Origin of the sequence: Marinobacter sp., assembly GCF_048269445.1 — a bacterium.
Taxonomy (GTDB): domain Bacteria; phylum Pseudomonadota; class Gammaproteobacteria; order Pseudomonadales; family Oleiphilaceae; genus Marinobacter.
Genome location: NZ_JBLXIQ010000002.1, coordinates 480,373 through 504,326, shown reverse-complemented (window position 1 = coordinate 504,326; position 23,954 = coordinate 480,373). Strand labels below are relative to the sequence as shown.

General features: G+C 57.4%; 21 protein-coding genes. 10 read left to right on the top strand and 11 right to left on the bottom strand.

Going from position 1 to position 23,954, the window contains the following annotated elements:
• Positions 1-2: 2 nt before the first annotated feature.
• A complete protein-coding gene (locus ACN0XM_RS05670) occupies positions 3-1,676 on the bottom strand; it encodes a diguanylate cyclase (RefSeq protein WP_417565944.1) in 1,674 nt (557 codons plus the stop codon).
• A gap of 332 nt (positions 1,677-2,008) precedes the next feature.
• Here ACN0XM_RS05670 and ACN0XM_RS05665 point away from each other — a divergent pair, with 332 nt between their 5' ends.
• The 5 genes from ACN0XM_RS05665 to ACN0XM_RS05645 all read left to right on the top strand — a co-directional run bounded on the left by ACN0XM_RS05665 (position 2,009) and on the right by ACN0XM_RS05645 (position 10,364).
• Positions 2,009-2,986 carry a TAXI family TRAP transporter solute-binding subunit gene (locus ACN0XM_RS05665; RefSeq protein WP_417565943.1) on the top strand — a complete coding sequence of 326 codons (978 nt, stop codon included), beginning with the start codon at positions 2,009-2,011 and terminating at the stop codon, positions 2,984-2,986.
• Between the two features lie 90 nt (positions 2,987-3,076).
• Entirely contained in the window at positions 3,077-5,263 is a 2,187-nt protein-coding gene (locus ACN0XM_RS05660) for a TRAP transporter permease (protein WP_417565942.1), read from the top strand.
• Positions 5,264-5,352: 89 nt separating this feature from the next.
• Entirely contained in the window at positions 5,353-7,167 is a 1,815-nt protein-coding gene (locus ACN0XM_RS05655; RefSeq protein WP_417565941.1) for a sensor histidine kinase, read from the top strand.
• Positions 7,164-8,516, top strand: a complete 1,353-nt coding sequence (locus tag ACN0XM_RS05650) for a sigma-54-dependent transcriptional regulator (RefSeq protein ID WP_417565940.1) — start codon at positions 7,164-7,166, stop codon at positions 8,514-8,516. Before ACN0XM_RS05655 ends, ACN0XM_RS05650 begins: the two co-directional genes overlap by 4 nt.
• Before the next feature lie 153 nt (positions 8,517-8,669).
• Positions 8,670-10,364, top strand: coding sequence for a methyl-accepting chemotaxis protein (locus ACN0XM_RS05645; RefSeq protein WP_417565939.1), 1,695 nt, complete (start codon positions 8,670-8,672; stop codon positions 10,362-10,364).
• Between the two features lie 80 nt (positions 10,365-10,444).
• Here ACN0XM_RS05645 and ACN0XM_RS05640 read toward each other — a convergent pair whose 3' ends face one another.
• The 3 genes from ACN0XM_RS05640 to ACN0XM_RS05630 are packed head-to-tail and all read right to left on the bottom strand — an operon-like array spanning position 10,445 to position 13,166.
• A complete protein-coding gene (locus ACN0XM_RS05640; protein ID WP_417565938.1) occupies positions 10,445-11,830 on the bottom strand; it encodes a PhoH family protein in 1,386 nt (461 codons plus the stop codon).
• Positions 11,831-11,854: 24 nt separating this feature from the next.
• Positions 11,855-12,346: an HPP family protein gene (locus ACN0XM_RS05635; RefSeq protein WP_417565937.1), complete on the bottom strand. Its 492-nt coding sequence runs from the start codon at positions 12,344-12,346 to the stop codon at positions 11,855-11,857.
• 37 nt (positions 12,347-12,383) lie between these two features.
• Complete coding sequence (locus tag ACN0XM_RS05630) at positions 12,384-13,166, bottom strand: START domain-containing protein (RefSeq protein WP_417565936.1); 783 nt, start codon at positions 13,164-13,166, stop codon at positions 12,384-12,386.
• 131 nt (positions 13,167-13,297) lie between these two features.
• On the opposite strand from ACN0XM_RS05630, the gene ACN0XM_RS05625 reads away from it, so the two are divergent.
• Positions 13,298-14,311 (top strand): DUF2804 domain-containing protein, encoded by a 1,014-nt coding sequence (locus tag ACN0XM_RS05625; RefSeq protein ID WP_417565935.1) that lies wholly within the window; start codon positions 13,298-13,300, stop codon positions 14,309-14,311.
• A gap of 34 nt (positions 14,312-14,345) precedes the next feature.
• On the opposite strand, the gene minE is transcribed toward ACN0XM_RS05625, so the two are convergent.
• The 5 genes from minE to ACN0XM_RS05600 form a co-directional block, all read right to left on the bottom strand.
• Positions 14,346-14,600, bottom strand: coding sequence for a cell division topological specificity factor MinE (gene minE / locus ACN0XM_RS05620; protein ID WP_117619764.1), 255 nt, complete (start codon positions 14,598-14,600; stop codon positions 14,346-14,348).
• A gap of 3 nt (positions 14,601-14,603) precedes the next feature.
• The gene (gene minD / locus ACN0XM_RS05615) at positions 14,604-15,416 is read right to left on the bottom strand and encodes a septum site-determining protein MinD (protein WP_417565934.1); all 813 of its coding nucleotides are present in this window, start codon (positions 15,414-15,416) and stop codon (positions 14,604-14,606) included.
• A gap of 77 nt (positions 15,417-15,493) precedes the next feature.
• Positions 15,494-16,255 carry a septum site-determining protein MinC gene (gene minC, locus ACN0XM_RS05610; RefSeq protein WP_417565933.1) on the bottom strand — a complete coding sequence of 254 codons (762 nt, stop codon included), beginning with the start codon at positions 16,253-16,255 and terminating at the stop codon, positions 15,494-15,496.
• Positions 16,252-16,641, bottom strand: a complete 390-nt coding sequence (locus tag ACN0XM_RS05605; RefSeq protein ID WP_417566071.1) for a HopJ type III effector protein — start codon at positions 16,639-16,641, stop codon at positions 16,252-16,254. The genes minC and ACN0XM_RS05605 overlap by 4 nt, the downstream gene beginning before the upstream one ends.
• Positions 16,641-16,919, bottom strand: a complete 279-nt coding sequence (locus tag ACN0XM_RS05600) for a DUF1244 domain-containing protein (RefSeq protein ID WP_417565932.1) — start codon at positions 16,917-16,919, stop codon at positions 16,641-16,643. Before ACN0XM_RS05600 ends, ACN0XM_RS05605 begins: the two co-directional genes overlap by 1 nt.
• A gap of 115 nt (positions 16,920-17,034) precedes the next feature.
• On the opposite strand from ACN0XM_RS05600, the gene dinB reads away from it, so the two are divergent.
• The gene (dinB, locus tag ACN0XM_RS05595) at positions 17,035-18,099 is read left to right on the top strand and encodes a DNA polymerase IV (protein ID WP_417565931.1); all 1,065 of its coding nucleotides are present in this window, start codon (positions 17,035-17,037) and stop codon (positions 18,097-18,099) included.
• Between the two features lie 3 nt (positions 18,100-18,102).
• Here the strand turns inward: dinB and ACN0XM_RS05590 are convergent, their stop codons facing one another.
• Together ACN0XM_RS05590 and ACN0XM_RS05585 are read right to left on the bottom strand one after the other, a co-directional pair.
• Positions 18,103-18,681 carry a phosphatase PAP2 family protein gene (locus tag ACN0XM_RS05590; RefSeq protein WP_417565930.1) on the bottom strand — a complete coding sequence of 193 codons (579 nt, stop codon included), beginning with the start codon at positions 18,679-18,681 and terminating at the stop codon, positions 18,103-18,105.
• The gene (locus tag ACN0XM_RS05585; RefSeq protein ID WP_417565929.1) at positions 18,647-19,867 is read right to left on the bottom strand and encodes a glycosyltransferase family 4 protein; all 1,221 of its coding nucleotides are present in this window, start codon (positions 19,865-19,867) and stop codon (positions 18,647-18,649) included. Before ACN0XM_RS05585 ends, ACN0XM_RS05590 begins: the two co-directional genes overlap by 35 nt.
• Before the next feature lie 114 nt (positions 19,868-19,981).
• Here ACN0XM_RS05585 and ACN0XM_RS05580 point away from each other — a divergent pair, with 114 nt between their 5' ends.
• From ACN0XM_RS05580 to ACN0XM_RS05570, 3 genes are all read left to right on the top strand, one after another.
• Positions 19,982-21,019, top strand: a complete 1,038-nt coding sequence (locus tag ACN0XM_RS05580) for an NADP(H)-dependent aldo-keto reductase (protein WP_417565928.1) — start codon at positions 19,982-19,984, stop codon at positions 21,017-21,019.
• A gap of 228 nt (positions 21,020-21,247) precedes the next feature.
• Positions 21,248-21,571, top strand: a complete 324-nt coding sequence (locus tag ACN0XM_RS05575; protein WP_417565927.1) for a hypothetical protein — start codon at positions 21,248-21,250, stop codon at positions 21,569-21,571.
• Positions 21,572-21,744: 173 nt separating this feature from the next.
• Entirely contained in the window at positions 21,745-23,949 is a 2,205-nt protein-coding gene (locus ACN0XM_RS05570; RefSeq protein ID WP_417565926.1) for an acetyl-CoA hydrolase/transferase C-terminal domain-containing protein, read from the top strand.
• Positions 23,950-23,954: the final 5 nt, after the last annotated feature.

Genomic DNA, 23,954 nt, shown 5'->3' with positions numbered 1-23,954 from the left:
GCTTATAGCTGCTGCTGTTCCCGAATTGCACCAACCGGCTCGTATCTGAATCTGTTTCTGCCGCTCCCCTTGGCAGTGTAGAGAGCTCTGTCTGACGCTCTGACAAGATCCCCCATTGTCAGGCCCCCATGAGGCACTACCGATGAAATTCCGATGCTGATGGTCAGGAAGGGCTCAATAGGGCTGCAGTCGTGCTCAATATTTGCTGCAATGATTTGCTCCCTTATGGCCGCGGCGATACTCATAGCGTCTTCGGCGGATGTGCCCGGGAGAACCAAGAGGAATTCCTCGCCTCCGTATCGTGCTGCCATGTCCGATTTCCGCTGCATGGCACTCGCCAGGATGTCCGCAACCTGCGTCAGGGATTTGTCGCCCGCTTGGTGCCCATAGCGGTCGTTGTAAAGTTTGAAGAAGTCGATATCTACAAGCATGACCGTGAGAGGGTCGCCGGTTCGGCAGAGTATTTCCCAGGCTTGCTCCAGCTTCTTCTCGAGAGCCAGCCGGTTTGAGAGGCCAGTGAGAGGGTCGTGCTCTGACAGACGCTTTAATTCCGCGTTCGCTGCCTGAAGGTCACTTTGGACTTCAAGCACCGTTTGATGCCTCGAGGTCAGCTCGGCATTCAGCCGCAGCAATTCCGTGTTGTTTGACTCAATCATCCCCAGCATGGAGTTGAATTCCCGTGAGAGGGCTCCGATTTCGTCGTTGTTGTTGATGCTGGCCCGAAGGGAATAATCCATGGCATTGGATATACTCGACACATCTGCCGTCAGGCTCATGATGGGCTTTACGACGATCCAGCGGAACAGTGCCAGTAGTGCCGCTGCGAGAGCAATGCACAACAAAATGAGCAGGGCGAGGCCGTAATAGGTAATGTCTCTGCCAAGTTCGGTGATATTTCGGGGCAGAATGGCTGCTGCCCGCAGGCGTGGTATGCCTTCGATACTGTAAATTTTCGAGGCGGAGAGCGTGCTCTGGTCAATGATGTCCAGTGAGTAGTTGTCCTGGGCAGCGGGGACGGTGGTTTCCGAGACTGGCTCAATGCTGAAATCCTGGATAATCTGCTCTGAAAGCGCGGTTATCAGCTCGTCGTCCAAAAACTGGCCAAAGACCACATAACCGTTGTGGGGGCCAGCGCCGTCGCTTCGCACGACCGGTCGCATGGCAAATAGAACCGGGATGTCATCCACCTGGACAACACCGCTCGTTGTCTGGTCATCAATTTTTTCGTCAGGATCAATTCGGCCAGTGAACTTGGCCATTGCCACCACTACCTCATCCAGGTAGGTCGCGGTCAAATCGACGATGCCACCGTCCGATGGGAAGTCGTAAACTCCGCCCCAGACCACCTCCCCGTCAAGATCAAGAAATAAAGCAACATCGAAACCGAAGTTAAGGAAGGTGTCCGGATACAGGTTGGACTCGATGTAGTCCGGATCGCCGCTTTGTATAAACGAATAGGTATCATTCCATGCCGACCAATCGTATACCGTGAAATCAATGGCTTGTCGCTGCGCGTCCAGCCTCCGGACCACCCGGTCAATGCTGTCCCTGGCGTAATCTGCCTCTATTTCATCAAAGGCGGGATAGACAATGCTGCGCTGAATATAAGAGGCTGAAAATGACAGCAAAATACCCATCAGCAAAATCAATGCAGTGGTTTTTGCGGAAATCGACATGGCGATCTGCCTTGCTAGGTGCGACTGTTCCAGAGTGGGCTGGGCGGAATATGATTGGTGAGACTGATCTGTATATAGTTTGAACAGTAAATTCCGGCAATGGAAGATGTCGCACAACATTTGACAGTTTGGGGCGGTTCCCACCCATCGCTAGAATACTCTGGGTGCAATCTCACCCATTTTGACGCGCCTTAGTCCGACGTCATTGAAAAGCCCGCTGTTTTTTAAGCAGTTTTCGAACCTGGTCTGCTCTTTGCGTCCATTATCGACACCGAAGCTTGTAGCGCTTCGTGGAACACCCAACAAACACAATGAAACGGGGAGCATTCCTTATGAAAACCCAAATGGTTATGGCGGCAGCGTTCGCCTCTACTCTGGTTGTAGCCAATCCGGTTGCCGCTCAGGATCGTGAAGGCTGGCCGGACAACTTTACCGTGGGTACGGCAAGTCAGGGCGGAACCTACTTCGCCTATGGTTCTGGCTGGGCCAACTTTGTAGCCGAGAACCTGGGAGTATCCGGCGGCGCCGAGATCACCGGTGGCCCGATGCAGAACATGGCTCTGGTACACACCGGCAACCTGCAATTTGGTCTGACTACCATGGGCCCGGCCCGGGAATCCATGGAAGGCAACAGCCCAATAGCGCCGGGTGTGAATATGGACAACGTGTGCGCCATCTTCCCGATGTATGAGACTCCGTTCTCGGTTACAGCACTGTCTGATTCTGGCATCACCTCAATTTCTGACATTCCCGACGGCGCTACCATCGGTTTTGGCCCCGCAGGCTCCACGTCTGACACCTATTTCCCGCGCATGATGGAAACCCTGGGTGTGGATTTCGAGCGTCGTAACGGTAGCTGGTCTGACCTGGGCACCCAGTTGCAGGATGGACTGATTGATGTGGTGGCTTTTGCTGCGGGTATTCCTATCCCGGCTGTTAGTCAGCTGGAAGTTCAGACGGATGTGAACATCATCGGCATGACCGATGCGGAAGCCAAGAAGATCACTGATAACTTCCCGGTCTCCGAGTTCATCATCCCGGCGAGCACTTACCAGTCCCTGGAAAACGATTCCCGTGTGGTATCCATGTGGAACTTTTCCATCGCCAATTGTGACGTTCCGGAAAGCATGGTGTATGAAATCACCAAGCTGACCATGGAGAACAACGACAAGATGGTCTCCATCCACAAGGCGGCGCAGACGTCTATCCCGAAAAACTACACCAAGAACACGGTTCTGCCCTGGCATCCGGGTGCAGCTCGCTGGTTCAACGAAAACGGTTACGACATTCCTGAAAGCCAGATCAAGTAACGACCGTTGTGTGTCAGGGGGCCCGAGGCTGGCCCCCGTTGGACGGCCGGCATTCAGCCGGCCCAGTTTTTCTTGTAGGCAGGGTTTATCATGACCACCGAACACTCTCCCAAGGGTCCGACCCCGGCGTTGCCGGACGACGACCATATTCTTGCCCACGATGTTGACGAGGAGCCAGTTGAGGCCAATCGCCGCCTGTTTGAAGGCTGGTTGCTGAAATTCGTTACCTTGCTGACAATCGGCTATTCGTCATTCCATCTCTACTCCCTGAACATCGCGCCGATGGAAACCTGGAGTTACCGTATTGTTCACGTGGCGGGCGCGTTGGTGCTGGGTTTTATACTGTATGCCGGTGCCCGGTTTGTATCCCATGAAGAGGGTGGCGTCCGGCACAAGTGGACCACCTGGGTTGGTGGCGTTGCCCTGCTGCCTGCCCTCTATGCGCTTTACCAGACGTTTTCCTTCAGCAAGATGGTAGCCGACGGCGCCATGCGCATTCCGCCCGAACTGGAGAGCTGGCATTTCGGCTGGCCCTTGCTGGCGGCCACCGCTCTTGGCATTGTTCTGAGCTGGTTCCATCAGCGTGAGCGCTCACGGTTCAGCGTGCCCGATCTGGTGCTGATTGTGTGCTCAATTGCCGTTGCGGCCTATTTCCTGATGGCATACAACACAAACATGCGCATGTCCACTGGCACGTCGTTTGCGCCCGTGGGCATTTCCTTCGCCGCCGTTGCCGGCACCGCCCTGATCATGGAGTTGACCCGCCGGGTCGCCGGTCTGGCGCTGGTGGTGATTGGTCTGGTTTTCCTGGTCTATGTTTTTGTCGGTCCTTATCTGCCTGGCTTCCTGGGTTTTCCGGGGTTGTCGGTGCAGCGCTTCTTCAGTCAGGTGTATACCGATGCCGGTATTCTGGGGCCCACCACGGCGGTGTCCTCCACCTACATTATTCTGTTCATCGTCTTTGCTGCTTTCCTTCAGGCGTCGAAGGTGGGTGACTACTTTGTGAACTTCGCCTTCGCAGCGGCAGGTCGTTCCCGCGGGGGCCCGGCCAAGGTGGCCATCTTTGCTTCCGGCCTGATGGGCATGATCAATGGCACCAGTGCCGGCAACGTGGTTTCCACCGGTTCGCTGACTATCCCGCTGATGAAGAAAGTGGGCTACTCCAAGAAATCTGCCGGCGCGGTCGAGGCTGCGGCATCGACAGGTGGGCAGATCATGCCGCCGATCATGGGCGCGGGCGCCTTCATCATGGCGGAAATCACCGGTATCCCCTATACCGAAATTGCCATTGCTGCGATCATTCCCGCGATCCTGTATTTCGCATCGGTCTACTTCATGGTGGATTTCGAGGCGGCAAAACTGGGCATGCGTGGGATGCGCGAGGACGAGCTGCCAAAGCTTCGCAAGCTGATCAAGCAGGTCTACCTGTTCATTCCCATTATCATTCTGATTTACGCCCTGTTCCAGGGGTATTCGGTAATCCGTGCCGGCACCCTGGCGACCGTCTCGGCGGCGGTGGTGAGCTGGTTCTCCCCGAACAAGATGGGGTTCCGTGACATCCTCAGGGCCCTGGATATTGCCTCAATGATGGCCATCCAGATCATCGTCGTCTGTGCGGCAGCCGGTATCATTGTAGGTGTGATCTCACTCACCGGTGTCGGGGCGCGATTCTCTGTGTTGCTGTTGGATGTGGCCGAAGCGAGCCAGCTGCTGGCACTGATCTTCGCCATGTTCATTTCCATCCTGCTGGGCATGGGAATGCCCACCACGGCGGCCTATGCGGTGGCTGCGTCGGTGGTTGCACCAGGCCTGGTGCAACTGGGGATCGAACCTCTCACGGCGCACTTCTTTGTGTTCTACTTTGCTGTGGTGTCGGCCATCACGCCGCCAGTCGCCCTGGCTTCCTATGCGGCGGCCGGAATTTCCGGAGCCAATGCCATGGAAACGTCAGTGGCTTCGTTCCGGATTGGTATTGCGGCGTTTATCGTTCCGTTCATGTTCTTCTATAACAGTGCGCTGTTGATGGATGGGGACTGGTTCGTTATCGCCCGCGCCGTTCTGACCGCAACCTTTGGTGTATACCTGTTGTCTGGTGGCGTGCTGGGCTGGTTCGGTAAGGTCAGTGCTGCCTGGCTGGTCCGTATCATGCTGATTGCCGCGGCGCTGCTGATGATCGAAGGCGGTCTGTGGACCGATATAGCCGGTGTGGCCCTCGCGGTGATGTCATTCCTGGTTCAGCGCCAGCGCAGGCAGCGTTTGGCGCCTGCGGCAGTCTGATCCGGCGCAGGGCAGGACAATTGTGCGAGTGCGTGGTTGTCCTGCCTGGTTCCCGGCGTTACGCTTGCGGTTTTTCAGGAACCCGGCTTATGTCCTACCGGATTGGCGCGTTTGTTGTTTTTGGCCTGACCCTCCTCGTGTCCTGGACACTGGGAGGCTGGACCGGCTATCGGCAGGTGGAACAGGAAAGCCTGGAGGAATCGTTTCGTTACCGTCAGCTTGTTGCCAACGAGCTGAACCGGTACCTCCCCATCCCCGAACTCATGGCCGAGCACCCCCTGCTCGAGAAAGCCCTGAGAAACCCGGACGACCCGGGCGTCATTTTGCAGGCCAACGAAGAGATGCAGCGGATGGCCACGATCGTCGGCAGCTCTGATGTCTACCTGATGGATGTGAACGGCCTGACCATTGCCGCCAACAACTATCTGCAGGAAGATAGCTTTGTAGGCAGCAACTACGCCTTTCGCCCGTACTTTTCAGAGGCTTTGGCAACTGGGGGGTCAGCCATCTACTTTGCCCTGGGGCTGATGTCCAATGTGCGCGGCCTTTATTTTTCCCATCCCGTTTTAGATAGCCGGGGCGAGGTGCTGGGCGTAATTGCCGTCAAGGTCCTTGTCCATGAGTTGGAGTCCCAGTGGCACCGCCCTGCATCGTTGAGTGAAGCGGAAATGGTGGTGCTGGACCGGGCCGGTATCAGCTTTCTGGCCAGCAAACCACGATGGCTTTACCGGGATTTCGAACCCTATTCGGGTAACACGCCGACGTCTGAATCCTACCAGCGCTATCCTGACCGGGAGCTGACACCCATCAATATGGAGCGGCTTGGGCGTCCCTGGGGTGTGTCTGACCGGTCGGAAAAAATTCATCTCGTTGGGAGCGACGCGGGTGGGGATTATCTCAGTGTGCGTACCGATCTGCCGAGGCTGGATTGGACGCTGCAGGTAATGGTGAGCACCCGGTCCGTCATTTGGACCCGGCTGGCCTTTCTTGTTGGCGGTGCGGCCCTGTTTTTTGGCGGCTTGCTGACCTGGCTCTATCTTCGGGAGCGCTATCGCCGTGAGGCCGAATTGGCTTTGAGGGGCGAGCAGTTGGAACGGCGCGTGGCCGAGCGAACCGTCGATCTGGAGAGCTCAAACCGCAAGCTACTGGAAGAGATTCGCGAGCGCGAGCGCACCCAGAACGAACTAAGGGAAACCCAGCAGGAGCTCATTCAGGCCGCCAAACTGGCCGTTCTGGGACAGATGTCGGCGGGCCTGAACCATGAAATGAACCAGCCATTGACGGCAATCCAGACCTACGCCAGAAATAGCCGTCGCTTCCTGGAGAAAGGCGCGGAGGACATGGTCGACGCCAACCTGTCCGAGATTATCGCACTGTGCGACAAGATGGCGGAGTTGACGCGGCAATTCAAGGTGTTCGCGCGCAAATCCGAGGGGCCACCTGCGGTGGTGGACTTGCGGCAATCGGTTGATGCGTCCCTCAAGATCATTGCTGCCCAAAAATCCAGTTCTGATATCGACATTCAATGGAATCGGCCGGAACACCCGGTTATGTGCCACGGTGACCTGATTCGTATTGAGCAGGTGATGGTGAATCTGATGGCCAATGCGGTGCAGGCGGTGGACGGATCACGGTGTCCGCGGGTCCGGATTGATGTTGAGGAAGGCTATGACTGCTGGAAATGCCTGGTTCGGGATAACGGCCCCGGCCTTCAGGGCAATACCGAGCAGATCTTTGAACCGTTTTTTACCACCAAATCAGTGAAGCAGGGGTTGGGTCTGGGATTGTCAATTTCACGCCAGATTGTCGACGCCCTCGGTGGCACCCTCACGGGGCGGAACCGTTTGGACGGGCCGGGTGCCGAATTTGTGTTAACCCTCAGGAAGCGGGAGGCCACGGAATGACAGAACCCTCGGTAATCTTTGTGGACGACGACCCCCATATCCGCCAAGCCATAGCCCAGACCCTGACACTGGAAGACCTGCCGGTGAGCTGCTATGAAGGTGCGCCGTCCGCTCTCGGGCACATTAATGCCGACTATGACGGCGTTGTCCTGTGTGACTACAACATGCCGGAGATGAACGGCCTGGAAATGCTGGCGCGGATTCGGGCTGTCGATGAGGCTATCCCGGTGATCATACTGACTGGCCAGGGGGATATAAGCACCGCCGTAACGGCCATGCAGCAGGGTGCCTATGATTTTATCGAAAAGCCCTTTGACCACGACGAGTTGATTGAACTCCTGCGGCACGCGCTGGAGAAGCGCCATCTGGCCCTTGAAAACCGTCGTCTGAAGGCGCAGTTGCGCCAACTGGCAAGGCCGGGACCCCGGATTCTGGGGGATTCCCCGCCAATGCAGAAAGTGATGGCGACCATCGACCCGATTCTGGATATCTCCGCTAATGTCCTGCTCTATGGCGAAACCGGCTCCGGCAAGGATGCCCTGGCCCGTTACATTCACGAGAACAGTTCTCGCAGTGCCCACAATTTTGTCGCCATCAATTGTGGCGCGGTTCCGGAGAACCTGATCGAGAGCGAGCTGTTCGGCCACGAGGCCGGTGCCTTTACCGGCGCGGACAAACGCCGCATCGGTAAAATCGAGCATGCCCACAAGGGCACTCTGTTTCTGGATGAGTTAGAAAGCATGCCCATGCCGCTGCAGGTGAAACTGCTACGCGTACTGGAAGAACAGCGGGTGGAGCGCCTGGGCAGCAATCAGGTTCAGGAAGTGGATGTGCGTATCATAGCGGCCACCAAGGCAGACCTGAAAAAGCTCAGTGACGAGGGTAACTTCCGATCCGATCTCTACTATCGCCTGAATGTTGTGAAGGTGGATATTCCGCCATTGCGGGAGCGCGAGGAAGATATTCCGACACTGTTTCACCACTTCGTACTGATCGCTGCCGCCCGGTATGACCGGGAGAGTATTCCTCTGGACGCCGGCCAGGCGGCTCGTCTGATGCAGCACTCATGGCCCGGCAACGTTCGGGAGCTGAGGAACCTGGCCGAACGTTATGTGTTGCTGGGGCCCGCCGCGCTGGACGAAAATGAGCCGGGGGCTACTGCCAATGTGCCAGGCCGGCAGACCCTCGCCGAGATGACAGACGGATTCGAGCGTTCGGCCATTATCACTGCCCTGAATGCCTGCCACGGTAGCATCAAGGACACCATGGTGCAGCTCGGAATTGCCCGCAAAACCCTGTATGACAAAATGCGCAAACACGGCCTCGATAAGGCGCAGTTCAAGGACTGAGCTACAAAAACTTACTGTCGCGGTTACAGGGTAGAAACAAAATAGGCAGTATCATCAATGACATTGCCGGTCTTTTTTTCGTAGGGTTGCTGTCCTTTTGTCAGGGCTGGACGCTCCGGCTGACCGCTCGCTCAATAAAGAAGACCACCTGCCATGAAAAACCTGACCATCCAGACCCGAGTGCTGTTGCTCGCACTTGTCCCGGTCATTGTACTGACTGCCTTCCTTACCAGTTATAACCTGAACCAGGCTCGCGACATTGGCGAAGAGGCTGTGGCCGGCTTTTCTTCAGACATGGAGGCAAGCAAACGCCAAGAGCTGAAGAATTATCTGGAGCTGGCCAGATCATCTATCGCACATTTATATAATCAGCCGGGCTCCGCCGATGATCGGGAATTACGCGAGCAGGCCTGGGAAATCCTGCGCCAGCTTCGGTTCAATGACTCCGGAAGCGCCGGCTATTTCTTTGCCTACGACACTCGCGGTGTCAACGTGATGCATGGGGCTAATCAGTCACTGGAGGGCAAGAATCTCTGGGACTTTCAGGACCCCAACGGTACCTACCTGATCCGCGGGCTGGTGAAGGCCGCCCGCAGTGGTGGCGACTATGTGCCCTATGGCTGGAAGAACAGCGACAACGGCGAAGTGGCGCCCAAGCTGGGTTACGCGGAGATGCTCCCGAAGTGGGGCATCATGATTGGAACCGGTTTCTGGGTCGACGGTCTGGAAGCTCAGGTGGTCGAGATGGAAGCCCAGGTCGGCGACTCTTTGGCGGATGCGGTGATCGGTTCAGTTACCACCTCGCTGGCTGCCCTGGCGATCATTGTTATTCTTGCCCTGATTGTGGTGCGTAGTATTATCCGGCCCCTGAAATCCGCTGTCTCCGCCATGAATGATATTGCCAGCGGAGACGGTGATCTGACCCGTCGGCTGGATGTCTCTGGGAAGGACGAACTCGGCCAGCTGGCCACGGCATTCAATAGCTTCGCTGACCAGGTACATGGACTGGTTGAGCGCGTGCTGGCGTCAACCCGAACCCTGAATGAAGCCACCGCCGATCTTACTCAGGTTATGAGCGAGGCGGAGCGGGGCGTCGAGCGGCAGAAATCTGAAAGTGACCAGGTGGCAACGGCCATGAACGAAATGACCGCCGCAGCCCAGGAAGTCGCTGGCAACGCCAGTGAAGCGTCGGAGGCGGCCGATCACGCCAACGTGCAGGTTTGCGATGCTCAGGGGCTTGTGCATCAGGCCATTGGGGTAATTGGCGGGCTTTCGGAGCAGGTTGAAGAAGGTGTCCAGGTTATTGAGAGGTTGGGAGCCGATTCCCGCCGGATTGACAGTGTGCTGGAGGTGATCCGCGAAATTGCGGACCAAACCAATCTGCTGGCCCTGAACGCAGCCATCGAGGCGGCCCGGGCCGGTGATGCTGGTCGTGGCTTTGCCGTTGTCGCTGATGAAGTGCGTACCCTCGCCCGACGCACTCAGCAGAGCACCCAGGAAATCCAGGGTATGATCGAGCGCCTGCAGTCCGGCGCCGGCAATGCGGTGAAACTGATCGGCTCAATCAGCGAACGCAGTGACGCGACCGTTGAGGAAACCCGCCAGGTGAACGAAGCCCTGCAACGCATCGGCCAGGCGGTTGCTACCATCACGGATATGAACACCCAGATCGCCAGTGCCGCCGAAGAGCAGACCAGTGTCTCTGAAACCATCAACCAGAACGTGCATGAAATTGTTGCCATTACCGAACAGACCGCCCAGGGAACCCGGCGTGCCGGTAATGCGACTCAGCGCCTGAGGAATCTGGCCTCCGACATGTCGGAGCAGGTCAGTCGTTACCGGGTGTGACGCAGGTAGGCAGAATAGGAAGGCAGTGAAATAAAGGGGGCAGAACTGTGGTTCTGCCCCCCGCCTTCGTCAACGCCTGGTCAGAGGTTGGCTTCAGCAAATTCCGCCAGTACCGAACGTGGAACACCCTGCAGGTGAATGTGGCCGCCGTGGCGGAAGGCCTTGAAGCGTTCAGTCATGTAGGTAAGGCCGGAGCTCAGGGCGCTCAGGTAAGGTGTATCGATCTGGGCCAGGTTGCCCAGGCAGATCACTTTCGAGCCGTTGCCGGCGCGGGTAATGATGGTCTTGATCTGGTGTGGTGTCAGGTTCTGGGACTCATCGATGATAATCAGGCTGTGCTGGAAGCTGCGGCCGCGGATGTAGTTCATGGACTTGAAGTGCAGAGGCACCTTGCTGAGGATGTAGTCCACGCTGGCAGTCATGTTCTCATCGTCTTCGTGCAGCGCTTCCAGGTTGTCGACGATGGCGCCGAGCCACGGCTCCATTTTCTCGGCTTCGGTACCGGGCAGGAACCCGATGTCTTCGTCCAGCCCCTGGGTGGAGCGGGTGGCGATGATCCGCTTGTACAGTTTGCTGGCCACGGTCATTTCGATGCAGGCGGCCAGAGCCAGTATGGTTTTGCCGGAACCGGCGGAGCCGGTTAGGTTAACCAGATGGATATCGGGGTCCAGGAGCAGGTTCAGGGCCATGGCCTGGTAGATATCTCGGGGCACCAGACCCCAGACCTCCTCGTTCAGAAGATCGTGCTGATGCAGGTCTTTGATGATGACCTTGGTGTCCGTGAGGTCTACCACCTTGCCGACGAAACCCAGTTCATCCACCACAAACTCGTTGATCTTAAGCTTGGCCAGCTCACCTTCGCGCTTCAGAATGTGTTCCGTCGAGCCTTCCCGCTGGACAGTCTCCACCTTTTCTATGGTGTCCCAGAACGAGTTGGGAAATTCCCGGTACCCTTTGGGCAGCAGATCAATGTCGTCGAGCAGTTGGTCGTTGTGATAGTCCTGTGCTTCGACCCCGAAGCCGCGCGCTTTCAGGCGCATGTTGATGTCTTTGGACACCAGGATGATGTCCCGGGACTTATGCCGGTCCTGCAATGCGGCGAGGGTGTTGATGATCTTGTTGTCGTTGAGGTGCTCCGGGAGTGAGTGGTTGCCCGTGTGTTCCGTGCTCATCAATATAGACAGGCTGCCCAGGGGCTCCGCCTTTTTGCCCCGCACGATAGGAACGCCTTTCTCGATCTCTTTCGGGCTGGCATCGCCCAGCAGTTTGTCGATGTTACGGATCGCCTGCCGGCAGTCGGCGGCCACGGCCTGCTTGCCGGATTTGAGGCTGTCGAGTTCTTCGAGGACCGTCATCGGGATGATGACATCATGTTCTTCAAAGTTCAGGAGGGCGTTCGGGTCGTGAATCAGGACGTTGGTGTCGAGGACGTACATTTTTCGGCGAGCTTGCGATGCTCTGGGCATAGGTAGCGCTACCTCTCTGGTGGCTCAGTCGTTTTGGGCACAGCGTTGCGTGAGCGCCTCATCCGAGATCACTTTCAGCATATCGTAAGTGGTTATGATGCCAGTGATTTTTGAATCCCTGGTGACAAAGATCCGGTGCAGGTGCTCGCGCATCATGATATTCGCAATGTCGCGCACTGGCGTCGTCTCGTCAACTGATAATACGATAGGCGTCATGATATCCCGCACCTCGACGGGTACCTTACCCATTTCTTCAAAGATGACCATGCGCAGCTGGCGGGCTGCCTGACGTTCGTCGGGCGTCAGGTGCCGGTCAGCACCGGAGCGAGTGGCATTCCAGCGGAACTCGGTGATGTCCTTCAAGGTAGCGATGCCGACAATCTCACCGTCGTCATCGGTTACCGGGCTGCCGGTTATTTCGTTGTCAGTGAGGAAGCGGGCAAGCCGGTCCATGGTCCAGGATTGCGGGACGGCTTTGATACTCGGTGTCATTATCTCGTAAGCGAGAACGGTCATTAACTGGGGCCTGCTTTATGAAGTCCTTTCCCAAAGCTTAGCGCGTGATGTCTTGGCCGTCATCCTTTCGGGGATCCGACGGCTCAGAGGGACGGCGGCTGACCCCGGTCAGTTCTCCGTCTTCGCCGTAAATCAGCTTGTATCCCTGGTACTTCTCCAGGCCAGCCACCCGCTCCAGTTCCTCCATGGACCGCACCGGGATATCCACCACCAGCGAATTCACCAGCCAGCCGGGCAACGAACCGTTGGGGTCGGTATGCTGAATCCACACCATCCGGGTTTTGTCACCTTCCGGTATGAACCGGTACAGGGTATCGGAACGGTCAACTCGGACCCGGTGACTGTTTTCCGCCCGCTGATTCGGGGTGGCGTTCAGGTCCATGACGACTTCTCCGGAAGACCTGTCTCCCCGGGTCCGGATGCGCAGTACATAATCTCTGTCAGCTACGGGCCAAGGCATATCGTTCACCGAGTAGGCGTACCGATCGTGGAAGTCGCCGTTACCAAAGGCATAGGATTCGATGCAGTTGTGGACCCATTCGACACAGGAACCGGGGTTTGCCATTACCGCCATCAGGTTTTCGATGGGGGCATCAAGTACGCCGACGGCCTTGAAAGCCTTGAAGCTGGAGCCTGGCTGATCGATGGTATAGATGCGAATGAGGTCTGCGTCTTTGCGCAGTGTCCATGCTTCGTTATCTTCAGCCGGCAGTTCAGCCCTGGCCGTGGCGGCCGCAAGGGCAGTTACCAGGAATGCACAGACAAGCCCGCTGATGACAGAGGCCCAGCCCGCAATGCCATGGGCTCTTGTCTTTCTCATAAGGTACACTTCCTTGATGATGGTGGGCCGAGTCTAGCATGAGGTTCTGACCGGCACGGCCACGGAAACCGGGGATTGTGAACCAGGTAACTACCTGTTAGACGCGTCCTTCAAATTGGCCTGATCTGACGATGACGATGACAATAACTCAACTGATCGATGGTAAAGGGCAGGTGGCTCCCGGCGTTTTGGATCAGCCGGTAGAAGAGATCAACTACCTGGATTATGACCTGCGCACCGTGATGGACCGGCCCCGCTCTGTTCTGGCCCGGCGCTGGCGGTTCAACCAGTTCCAGTTTGTCAGCGCCATGGGGCCCGGGTGGGTCTTTGGTCTGGCGGTAGTGGATTTGAAACTGCTCGGGAACGGGTTTTTCTATCTCTACGACTTCGAGACCGGCCAGATGATGGAACAGACGTTTTTGCAGCCCCTGGCCCGGGAAACCCGGATTGAGCCCTTCCCCGAGCATGGAATGACGTCTTTTACAAAAGGCGACGTTGCCATGCGCATACTCCCGTTCGCCGGTGGTCGCAATGTCTCGGTGTCTGCCCCCGGCGGTATCCGGATCGAGCTGACCCTGAAGGAGGACCGGGACCCTCTCCGCCTGGTTAGTCCCGCCGGTTACAACGGCTGGGTGTTTACCCGAAAATCGGCAGGCTTGCCGGTGGAGGGAGAGGTGCGCTGGGACCATCGCATCTGGCGTTGTGATGAGTCTACCCGGGGATCCATCGACTGGAGCTGCGGCTTTATGCGCCGGGAGACTGCCTGGAACTGGGCCTGCCTGGCTGGCCTGTTACCGGATGGCTGTTCCCTGGGGCTGAACCTGGCTGCCGGCGTGAACGAGACAGGTATGACCGAAAACGCGCTCTGGCTGGATGGCAAGTGCCACAGGCTTGGCGCGGCACAATTCCGTTTCGACCGCTATCAGCCGGGCAATGACTGGCAGGTGACCACAGAAGATGGTCGCGTTGATCTGCACTTTATTCCGGCCGGTGTGCGCAAGGAGAAGTTGAATGCGCTGGTGCTGGCCTCCAATTTTCGCCAGTACGTAGGCACGTTTAATGGAACGGTGACCGATGGCGCGGGCACCCGTATTCCCGTAAAGGGCTTACGTGGGGTGATGGAGGATCATTTTGCCCGGTGGTAGGAAAAACCTGCCCCGGGCAGGGCAGGCTTTCGGGTTATCGCTCCGGTAGCGTGACGTTCAGTTCCAGGACGGAACAGCTTTCGTTGCGGTCGACTTCTACCTGAACCATGTCATCGCTGATCTGAACATACTTGCGGATGACCGCGAGCAGTTCCTGTTGCAGCTGTGGCAGGTAATCCGGCTGATCACGCTGGCCACGTTCATGGGCGACAATGATCTGGAGCCGTTCTTTGGCCACGCTGGCGGTGTTGTTACTCTTTTTACCTTTGAAATAATCCAGGAAACTCATTCCTTAGCCTCCCTTGAACATCCGTGAGAAGAAACCCTTTTTCTGGGAGGTCATGAAACGGTGTTCCCGTTCCTCGCCCAACAGACGTGCTACTGCGTCGTCGTATGCCTGGCCCGCGTCGCTCTCCTCTTCCAGAATAACCGGCACGCCCTGGTTGGAGGCGTTCAGCACAATCTGGCTTTCCGGAATAACGCCCAGCAACGGAATGGCGAGAATTTCCTCAACATCGGCCACCGACAGCATCTCGCCCCTTTCCACGCGAGCAGGGTTATAGCGGGTGAGCAGCAGGTGTTCTTTCACCGGATCCTGGCTCATTTCGGCCCGTCGGGATTTGCTCTGCAGAATGCCCAGTATGCGATCCGAATCCCGGACCGAAGACACTTCCGGGTTGGTGACCACCACAGCCTCGTCGGCATAGTACAGGGCCATCATGGCGCCGTGTTCGATGCCAGCCGGAGAGTCACAGACGATGTAGTCAAATGTCTCGGACAGCTCGTTAATGATTTTTTCAACGCCTTCCTTGGTAAGGGCTTCCTTCTCCCGGGTCTGGGACGCGGGGAGGATATACAGCGTGTTGACCCGTTTGTCCCGGATCAGTGCCTGATTGAGGGACGCCTCGCCCTGAATGACATTGACAAAATCGTACACAACGCGGCGCTCGCAGTTCATGATCAGATCAAGGTTGCGCAGGCCCACGTCGAAATCAATAACGACGGTTTTGTGGCCTCGTTTGGCAAGGCCAGTGCTGATTGAGGCGCTGGTGGTGGTTTTGCCAACGCCGCCTTTTCCTGAGGTAACGACAATGATTCTAGCCAAGGTTCTGTTCCTGTTTCTCGGTGGATTCGTCGTGTCTGCCGAATTATCCGGTCAAATTATTGTATTCAGCTCCAATATCAGGCCTTGTCCAGTGGCGTTACCACCAGCAGGTCGTCCCTGAGCTGGATCTGCACAGCGCTTTTCCAGCCATTGTCCTGAAGATCTTCAGAGATTTTATAGTGTCCGGCAATGGACACAAGCTCTGCTTCCAGGGATTGGCAGAATATCCGTGCGGACTCCGCCCCGTGGATGCCTGCCAGTGCCCGCCCCCTCAAGGGGCCATATACGTGAATGTTACCTGCCGCAAGTACTTCGGCACCGGCCTGGACCGGTGCCAGAATCACCAGGTCGCCTTCCGGGGCGTGGATTTGCTGGCCGGAGCGAACGGGCTGAGTGATGATGCGGGCAGGGGGTGGGGCACCGGCGCCAGCTGAGGGAGCCTGGGCTACCGCTGCCTCCGTTTCAGGAGCAGCGGCCTGATCGGTTTCGTGGGTCCGGTCCCGCTGGCCGCTGCCGGGCAGGAGTGCCAGGGCCGCGCCGCGGGCCAAGCGGCGCTGGTCTTCATTGCCACCCCGGACGCCGATCACGTGGATGTGATTACGCCGGCAGGTGCCAATAATCTTGAAGAAGTCGAGTTCACTGTCCAGCCCCTGGTACTTTTCCAGGCTGATGATCAGTGGCGTGTCCTTAAAGAACCCCGGTGCTTGGCTGATCTTGTCCCGTAGGACTTCCTCGAACTCACTGTCATCAAAATAATAGAGCTCCAGGGCGGTCATGGATACGCTGGCGCTTTTTAGCTGAAAACCCTGTTTTACCCCGGAGGTGGCGGTATCGCTCATGAAGGAGTCTCTTCCCTGGTCATGTTGTCGGTTGGGTTCGGGCGCTGCCGGAGTGGTACGCCTTCGAATCGGATGCCTGACCAACCCGTGCTGATAAACTGGCGGATATTGCCATGGCTCTCGCCGGTCGGGTCGTCCAGAACCTGCTGATAGTGTTCGGCAAACAGTTTGAGTGTGTCGACTTCACTCAAATTGCAGTACTGGCCAAGGCCAAAGATCCGGCAGGACCCTGCGTTCTCATCTTCCGCGTTCACCATTGGGCCGTTCCGGAAGCTACAGGGCTGGTACTCAAAGTGCTGTTCGATCAGGGCCAGGGAGTCTTTGAAGCTGGCATGGCCAGCGTCCAGGGATGCCAGATGGATCCTCACGGCATCATTGACGCTCATCATTTATGATCCTGCTTGGGGCCTTTCTGATAAAGGGCCTTCCAGTCCTCATAGGGCATGCCATAAATCTCTTCCCGCGCTTGCGGGTCAGAAATCTCGTAACCTCGCTCATCCGCCTCTGCTCGATACCATTTGGACAGGCAGTTACGGCAGAAACCCGCCAGGTTCATCAGGTCGATGTTTTGCGCATCGGTGTTATCACGCAGGTGTTTGATCAGGCGACGGAACGCTGCGGCTTCTATTTCGGTGCGTTCTGCTTCAGGAATCGGGTTGCTCATGTTGGCCTCGCAATGGTTGGTGCGCCGGTTGTTAGGGTTCCTGACATTCTCTGCATGTTAGCTTAAGATACAAGGCTGTATAAATGTACAGAAAGTCGACGCGAGCCCCCTGATTATGCCACAACGCAAGATCATCCATGTGGATTGTGACTGCTTCTACGCGGCCGTGGAGATGCGGGACGATCCCAGCCTCCGGGATGTGCCGCTGGCAGTGGGGGGCGATGGCGGACGGGGCGTGGTAACCACCTGCAACTACAAGGCCCGCGCGTATGGTGTGCGTTCGGCGATGCCGGGTAGCGAGGCGCGGCGGCTGTGTCCCGGGCTGGTGACGGTACCGACGGACATGGGACGGTACCGGGCGGTGTCACAGCAGGTGATGGCCATCCTGCGGGAACTGACAGATCTGGTGGAACCTCTTTCCCTTGATGAAGCCTTTATTGATGTCTCTGATGTGTCGGATCACAAAGGCAGTGCCACCCTGATGGCTCGCTACCTTCGGGAGCGGGTGCTCCGGGAAGTGGGCATCACCATTTCCGCTGGCGTTGCGCCCAACAAGTTCCTCGCCAAGATCGCCAGCGACTGGAAGAAGCCGGACGGGCTGTTTGTGATTCGCCCGGAGGACGTTGAGGAATTCGTGCAGGGATTGCCGGTTGAGAAGCTGTTCGGGGTAGGGCAGGTGACTGCGTCGAAACTGCACGCGCTCGGGGTCAAGACCTGCGGTGATATGCAGGCGCTTGGGGCCGATGTACTGATTGAACGGTTCGGCAAGCAGGGTTATCGTCTTCACGAGATGGCCCACGGCCGGGATGAGCGGGTCGTAGTGGTGTCGCGGATTGCCAAGTCGGTCAGTGTCGAACGAACCTTTTCTCAGGATTTGCCGGACATGGCCGCCTGCGAGACCGTCATGGCCTCTCTGGTAGCCGACCTCAACTTTCGATTGTCGCGCAAGGCCCGTCGGAAACCGATCCACAAGCTCTTCATCAAGATCCGCTACAGTGATTTTTCAACTCATACTCTGGAGCGGGTTCGGGAGCAAATCAAAGAGCCCGCTTTGGAAGATTATCTGCCGCTGCTTGCAGAACTGGTGACCAACCGGGAGCGACCGGTGCGGCTGTTGGGTTTGGGTGTGCGTTTTCGCAATGATGACGCCCCTGTTACCCAGTTGCGTCTGTTCGATTAGTGTTCAGACAGATACTGCAACTAACCTGACGAAATCTGAGTGAAGACAGCTCATGGCCACGTAACCCATCAGTCCCCCAATCAGGGCGCCCGCGGCGACGTCGCTGGGGTAATGCAGCCCCAGAACCACCCGCGATGCGGCGACACTGAGGGTGAATGGAAGCACGATCAGCGCCAGCGCCGGTTCGGCTACGGTGAGCATAACCTGAAAGCAGGCAGCGTGAAGTGTATGGCCGGAGGGAAAACTGTAGCGGTCCAGGGGTGGTGTGCCGCAGTTGATGGCCGGAAAGGATATAAAGGGGCGTTCCCGGATAAGCCAGCGCTTCAGCAGCTTGTAGCCGATGGTACAGGTGAGACCGGTCAGCGCCATGAGGAGGGCCAGACCCGGGCCCGATTCCGGATGTAGAAAGGGGATGGACAGGATCAGGACGTACCAGAACCAGCCGTCTCCGAGTCTGCTGACCAGCCGGAAGTAATCAAGGGCTGGCCGGAAACGAACAGCGCGGTTGATAGACTGGCAGAAGGCGACTTCCCGCTGGTCTGCCAGTTCAAAGAAGCGAGACGCTTTGCTTGTTGATGCCATGGTATCCGGCCTGTGCGGTTTGGTTGAAAACCAGTTGTTCGAACTGTTCGATTTGCGAGCTCCAGCACAGCTCCAGGGCGTCGAGCCGTGCCTGGGCCCGGACCCGGCTAAGCAGTGTCGGCTGGTCAGCCAGGCGGAGTGCGCCGTCAACGTAGGCTTCGTCCTGATCCAGAGGTGCCTTCATGCCATTTTCTTTGTGCCGAATGTGTTCAGCGGCAGCTGCATCATCAAACGCAACCACGCCAAGACCGCTGGCCATAGCTTCAAGAACCACGTTACCGAAGGTGTCGGTTTTGCTTGGGAACAGGAGCAGGTCGCCGGAGGCGAAGTGTCTGGCAAGGTCGTTGTCCCGCCGGGTGCCACAAAAAATGTAATCCGGGTGTCGCTCGGCCAGTTGCTGCCGCAGGGGGCCGTCGCCCACCAGTACAAATTTTGCCTGGGGGTGAAGCCCGCGGATGCGCTCGAAGCACGCAACGGCCATGCGAAGGTTTTTCTCCGGTGCCAGCCGCCCCACATAGAGGACAGCCCGGTCGTTGCCATGCAGCCCCCAGGCTTCCCGCAGGGCGTTGTCCCTTTTATGGGGGGTGAAGCGGTGGCAGTCGACGCCCCGGCTCCAAAGTCCCGTTGCCGGAATGCCCATGGCGCCGGTTTTCTGTAGCATTCTCCGGGTTGGTACCAGGGTGATGGCAGTACGATTGTGGAACCAGCGGCCGTAGAGGCACAGCAGCCGTTCAAGCATGCCAACACCGTAGTAACGGCTGTAAGTGTGGAAATTGGTATGGAACCCGGAACTCACAGGGATGCCCAGTTTCTGTGCCGCAGATGTGGCGGCAACGCCCAGCGGGCCCTGGGTTGCCACGTAAACGGCGTCGGGACGATCGGCCGTCCAGAGTTTTTTCAGGCGGCTGCCGCGCACGAGCCCGAAGCGCAGGTCGGCGTAGCCGGGCAGGGGGCATCCGGTCACCACATGCTCGCTGGTAAACAGGGCCTCGCCAGCGCTGGCGAAATGGCCTTTGCTCTCATGTTGCTGTCGCGGCCGTATAACGGTTACCCGGTGCCCACGCTGCATCAGCCCCTGGCAAAGGTGTCTGAGGGTATTTGCCACGCCATTGATTTCCGGCGGAAAAGTCTCCGAAACAATGGTAATGTGTTGTTGGCGCCGGGTGGCCTGCACGGTCTCGGTCACTGTCTTTCCTGTGCTTCCTCTGACTTACCTCTACTATGAAAATCTGTTGTGACAGTTGGGTGACACTCCCGTGACATTCCCTTTACCCGTTAACCACATTGATTCGGAGACGATATGCAAACACGAAAACTTGGAAAGACGGATATCGACGTTACCCTGATTTGCCTGGGCACCATGACCTGGGGCGAACAGAACAGCGAAAAGGAAGCGTTTGAGCAACTGGATTACGCGGTAAACGAGGGCATTAACTTTATTGATGCCGCTGAGATGTACCCGGTGCCGCCACGGGCGGAAACTCAGGGGCTGACCGAAACCTACCTGGGTAACTGGCTTGCCAGCAGGGGCAAACGCGACGACCTGGTGATTGCTTCCAAAGTGGCGGGCCCAGGCAATGGTCTGAAGTACCTGCGCAATGGTCCGCGTCTGACCCGCGACCACATTCTGGAAGCTTGCGACGCTAGTCTGAAACGCTTGCAGACCGATTACATCGATCTTTACCAGGTGCACTGGCCGGATCGCAGCACGAACTTTTTCGGCAAGCTCGGTTATGAGCACAACCCGGAAGAGTCCTTTACGCCCATCGAGGAAACACTCGAGGCGCTGGATGAACTGGTGCAGTCGGGTAAGGTCCGGCACATCGGGCTGTCCAATGAAACGCCGTGGGGCACCATGGAGTATCTTCGTCTGGCCGCTGAGAAGGGCTGGCCCCGCGTGGCCAGTATCCAGAACCCCTATAACCTCCTGAATCGCTCATTCGAGGTGGGTATGGCGGAAATTGCCCACCGGGAGCAGGCTGGTTTGCTGGCCTATTCGCCGCTGGCGTTCGGCATGTTGTCTGGCAAATATCTGGGCGGCAAGTGGCCGGAAAAGGCCAGAATGACCTTGTACGAGCGTTTCAGCCGTTACACAAGTGGCCGTGGCATGGATGCCACCCGGGCGTACGTTGAGCTGGCCCGGGAAAATGGATTGTCTCCGGTCCAGATGGCGCTGGCTTATGTCAACAGCCGCAGCTTTGTAACCAGCAATATCATCGGTGCGACGTCCATGGAGCAGTTACGGGAGAACATTGGATCCGCGCAGGTCTCCCTGAGCCCCGCAGTACTGGAGGCCATTGAGGCTATCCACCAGGAGTTCACCTATCCCTGTCCCTGAGATACTTCTGGCTGACTGGCTGCAGCCCTGTTCGTCGACTTGGCCGGGCGGGGCTGCAGTTACAGTTTGAAATATCGGGGATTATTTTTTGACAAAAACGTGCTGATCTGGTGACAAAAAGATGGCGTGTTTGTGTGCAAATTCACATCTTTCTGGCGCTGAACCATTAGACTTTAGCCATAGGTATCCGTAGACTCCCGTCCCGGAAAAAAGGTCTCAGTCAGTGTCATGATTATTCGCATCTTTGTCGCATTACTAGCTCTCAATCTCGTCGCTTTTGTCGTTCGCGCCGAAGCTTCCGGGCGTGTGTTTGAGGCAGTCGAAAACGCCCCGACCACTGAAGAAATTTATGAGCTGCAGGAGCGGATGTCCGGCGATTTTGATAACGACAGCTCCGAAGCCTTTACGGAAATTGGCTCACGGCTGCTGAGCCTCACTCTGACCCGCTCCAAAAGTTCCGGCAAGCATTATGCGTCTGATCCGGCCGTGGCCGACCATGGTATTGCGTTACTGAACGAGGGCGCCTGCCTGAACCTGAAATGGAACTTCTGAACACTTTCTCTCTCCTGCCTTGAATCCTTCGTAGTTGGGGCTTCCGCGCCCGTCTTCCACCACTACTACCTGCTGCAAACCCCTGAATCATGATCTGGCGCATTGTCTGTGCTGGAGGCTCGTGTGATCATCGCTCTGGTGACGTCGGGTTTTGGCCAATAAGGAGCTTGGTGATGGCAGTGGAAAGAGGGCAGGTATCGAACGATGTGAACGCCTGTATTGATGAGGTAGTTCGCCGGGTTGGCAAGAACATCACGCTGGGGTTACCTCTGGGGCTGGGGAAGCCTGTCCGGTTTGTTAACGCACTCTACCAGCGAGCCAAGGATGATCCCGAAATCCGTTTGCATATCGTTACAGCGTTGTCGTTGCTGGCGCCGAAAGGCGGTTCGGCGCTGGAGCAGCGCTTCCTCGGGCCATTCGTGGAGCGTCTGTACGGCGCTGTTCCGGAACTGGCCTATGCTCGGGACGTAACGTCAAATCGTCTGCCAGTCAATGTCCAGGTCTCTGAGTTTTTCTTCAAAGCCGGGAGTTACCTCAATAATCGCTCCCAGCAACGCCATTATGTTTGCACCAACTACACCCATGCTGTCCGCGACCTGATGGCTGTAGGTGTCAATGTGGTCGCACAGATGGTGGCGCCGGGCGAAGCTCACGACCAACCCGGACAGGTCAGTCTGAGCTGTAATCCGGACCTGACGCTGGATCTGATCCCACGGCTTCGGGAGCGGGAAGAAGCCGGTACGCCCGTGGCGCTGGTCGCAGAGATGAACCATAACCTGCCTTGGTTCGGGCACGATGCCGCCATCGGGGCAGATCGTTTTGACATAGTGCTTGATCAGCCCTCCAGCGATCACCCGCTGTTTTCCGCGCCCCAGATGTCAGTGAGCTCGGAAGATCATCTGATCGGGTTTTATGCCAGTGCCCTGCTGAAAGACGGTGGCACGCTTCAGGTCGGCATCGGTTCGCTCGGTGCTGCCCTGGTACACAGTGCCATTCTGAGGCACAAGCACAACGATGCCTGGCGAGCTGTGTTTGATCACCTCCGGGTTGATGAGCATTTCCCTCTGGTTAGCGAAGCCGGCGGTACCGGTCCGTTTGAGCAGGGGCTGTATGGCTGCAGCGAGATGATGGTTGATGGCTTTCTCTATCTGATGGAGCAAGGCATTCTGAGTCGCGAAGTGTATGACCATGCTGGCCTTCAGTCCCTGATCAATAAAGGGGAAATAAGCGAGCAGGTATCCCTGGCCACGCTGGATGTGTTACGCCGGGAGAAGCTGATCGACAGCCCGTTGCGGGCCCGGGATGTGCGCTGGCTGGTCCGTTACGGAATTTTCAGGGAAACCGTGGAATTCAAGGGTGGCCGGCTGCGCGCCGGCGATCAGTCCGTTGAGGGCGATCTGGACAATCCCGAAGCACGGGACGCCATCGAAACGCTTGTGCTGGGAGACCGGCTCGCCGGTGGCATAGCCATGCATGGTGGCTTTTATGTGGGCCCGGAAAGGTTCTACCAGTCCCTCAGGGAACTGTCGGACGAGCAGCGTGGCAGAATCTGCATGACCAGCGTGAATTACATCAATCACCTCTATGATCACCAGTTTGGCGATCAGAAGCTGAAGGTGGCGCAACGGGTTCATGGCCGGTTTATCAATTCGGCGATGATGTACACCCTGAATGGCGCGGGCGTTTCGGATGGTCTGGAAGACGGCCGCGTTGTCAGTGGTGTGGGCGGCCAATACAACTTCGTAGCCATGGCTCACGAGCTACCTGGCGCCCGCTCCATCCTGACTCTGCGCAGCACCCGGCAGTCCCACGGCAAGGTATTGTCGAATATTGTATTCAGCTATGGCCACTGCACCATTCCGCGCCATCTCCGGGATATCGTGATTACCGAGTACGGTATTGCGGATCTGAGAGGGCAGTCCGATGAGCAGGTGTTCCTGAGGCTGATACGCATTGCCGATTCCCGGTTCCAGCAGGACCTTCTCAGCAAGGCCCAGAAGGTCGGCAAGGTGGATCCCGCCTTCAAATTGCCGGACTCCTGGTGCAACAACACCCCGGAGGCGATCCGTCGTGCTGTGTCGGTGACCGGTGACCCTGGCCTGTTCCCCCCATTCCCGTTTGGTCGGGATTTTACTGATGAAGAGCTAACGTTAGGGAAAGCCCTTAAGGGGCTAAAGGCCGCAACGGCTACTCGCCGTGGTAAAGTGGCAACCCTGTGGCAGGCCCTCCGGGCCCGGGATGACGAAGGCCGTTATGCGGCTCTGCTTGAGCGCATGGGGCTATCTAGCCCTTCCGGGTTGCGGGAAAGGCTGGATCAGCAACTGGTTGTTCATGGTCTGCAACAGCTCGAATCACCACCGGATACAGGAAACTCGTAAACCTG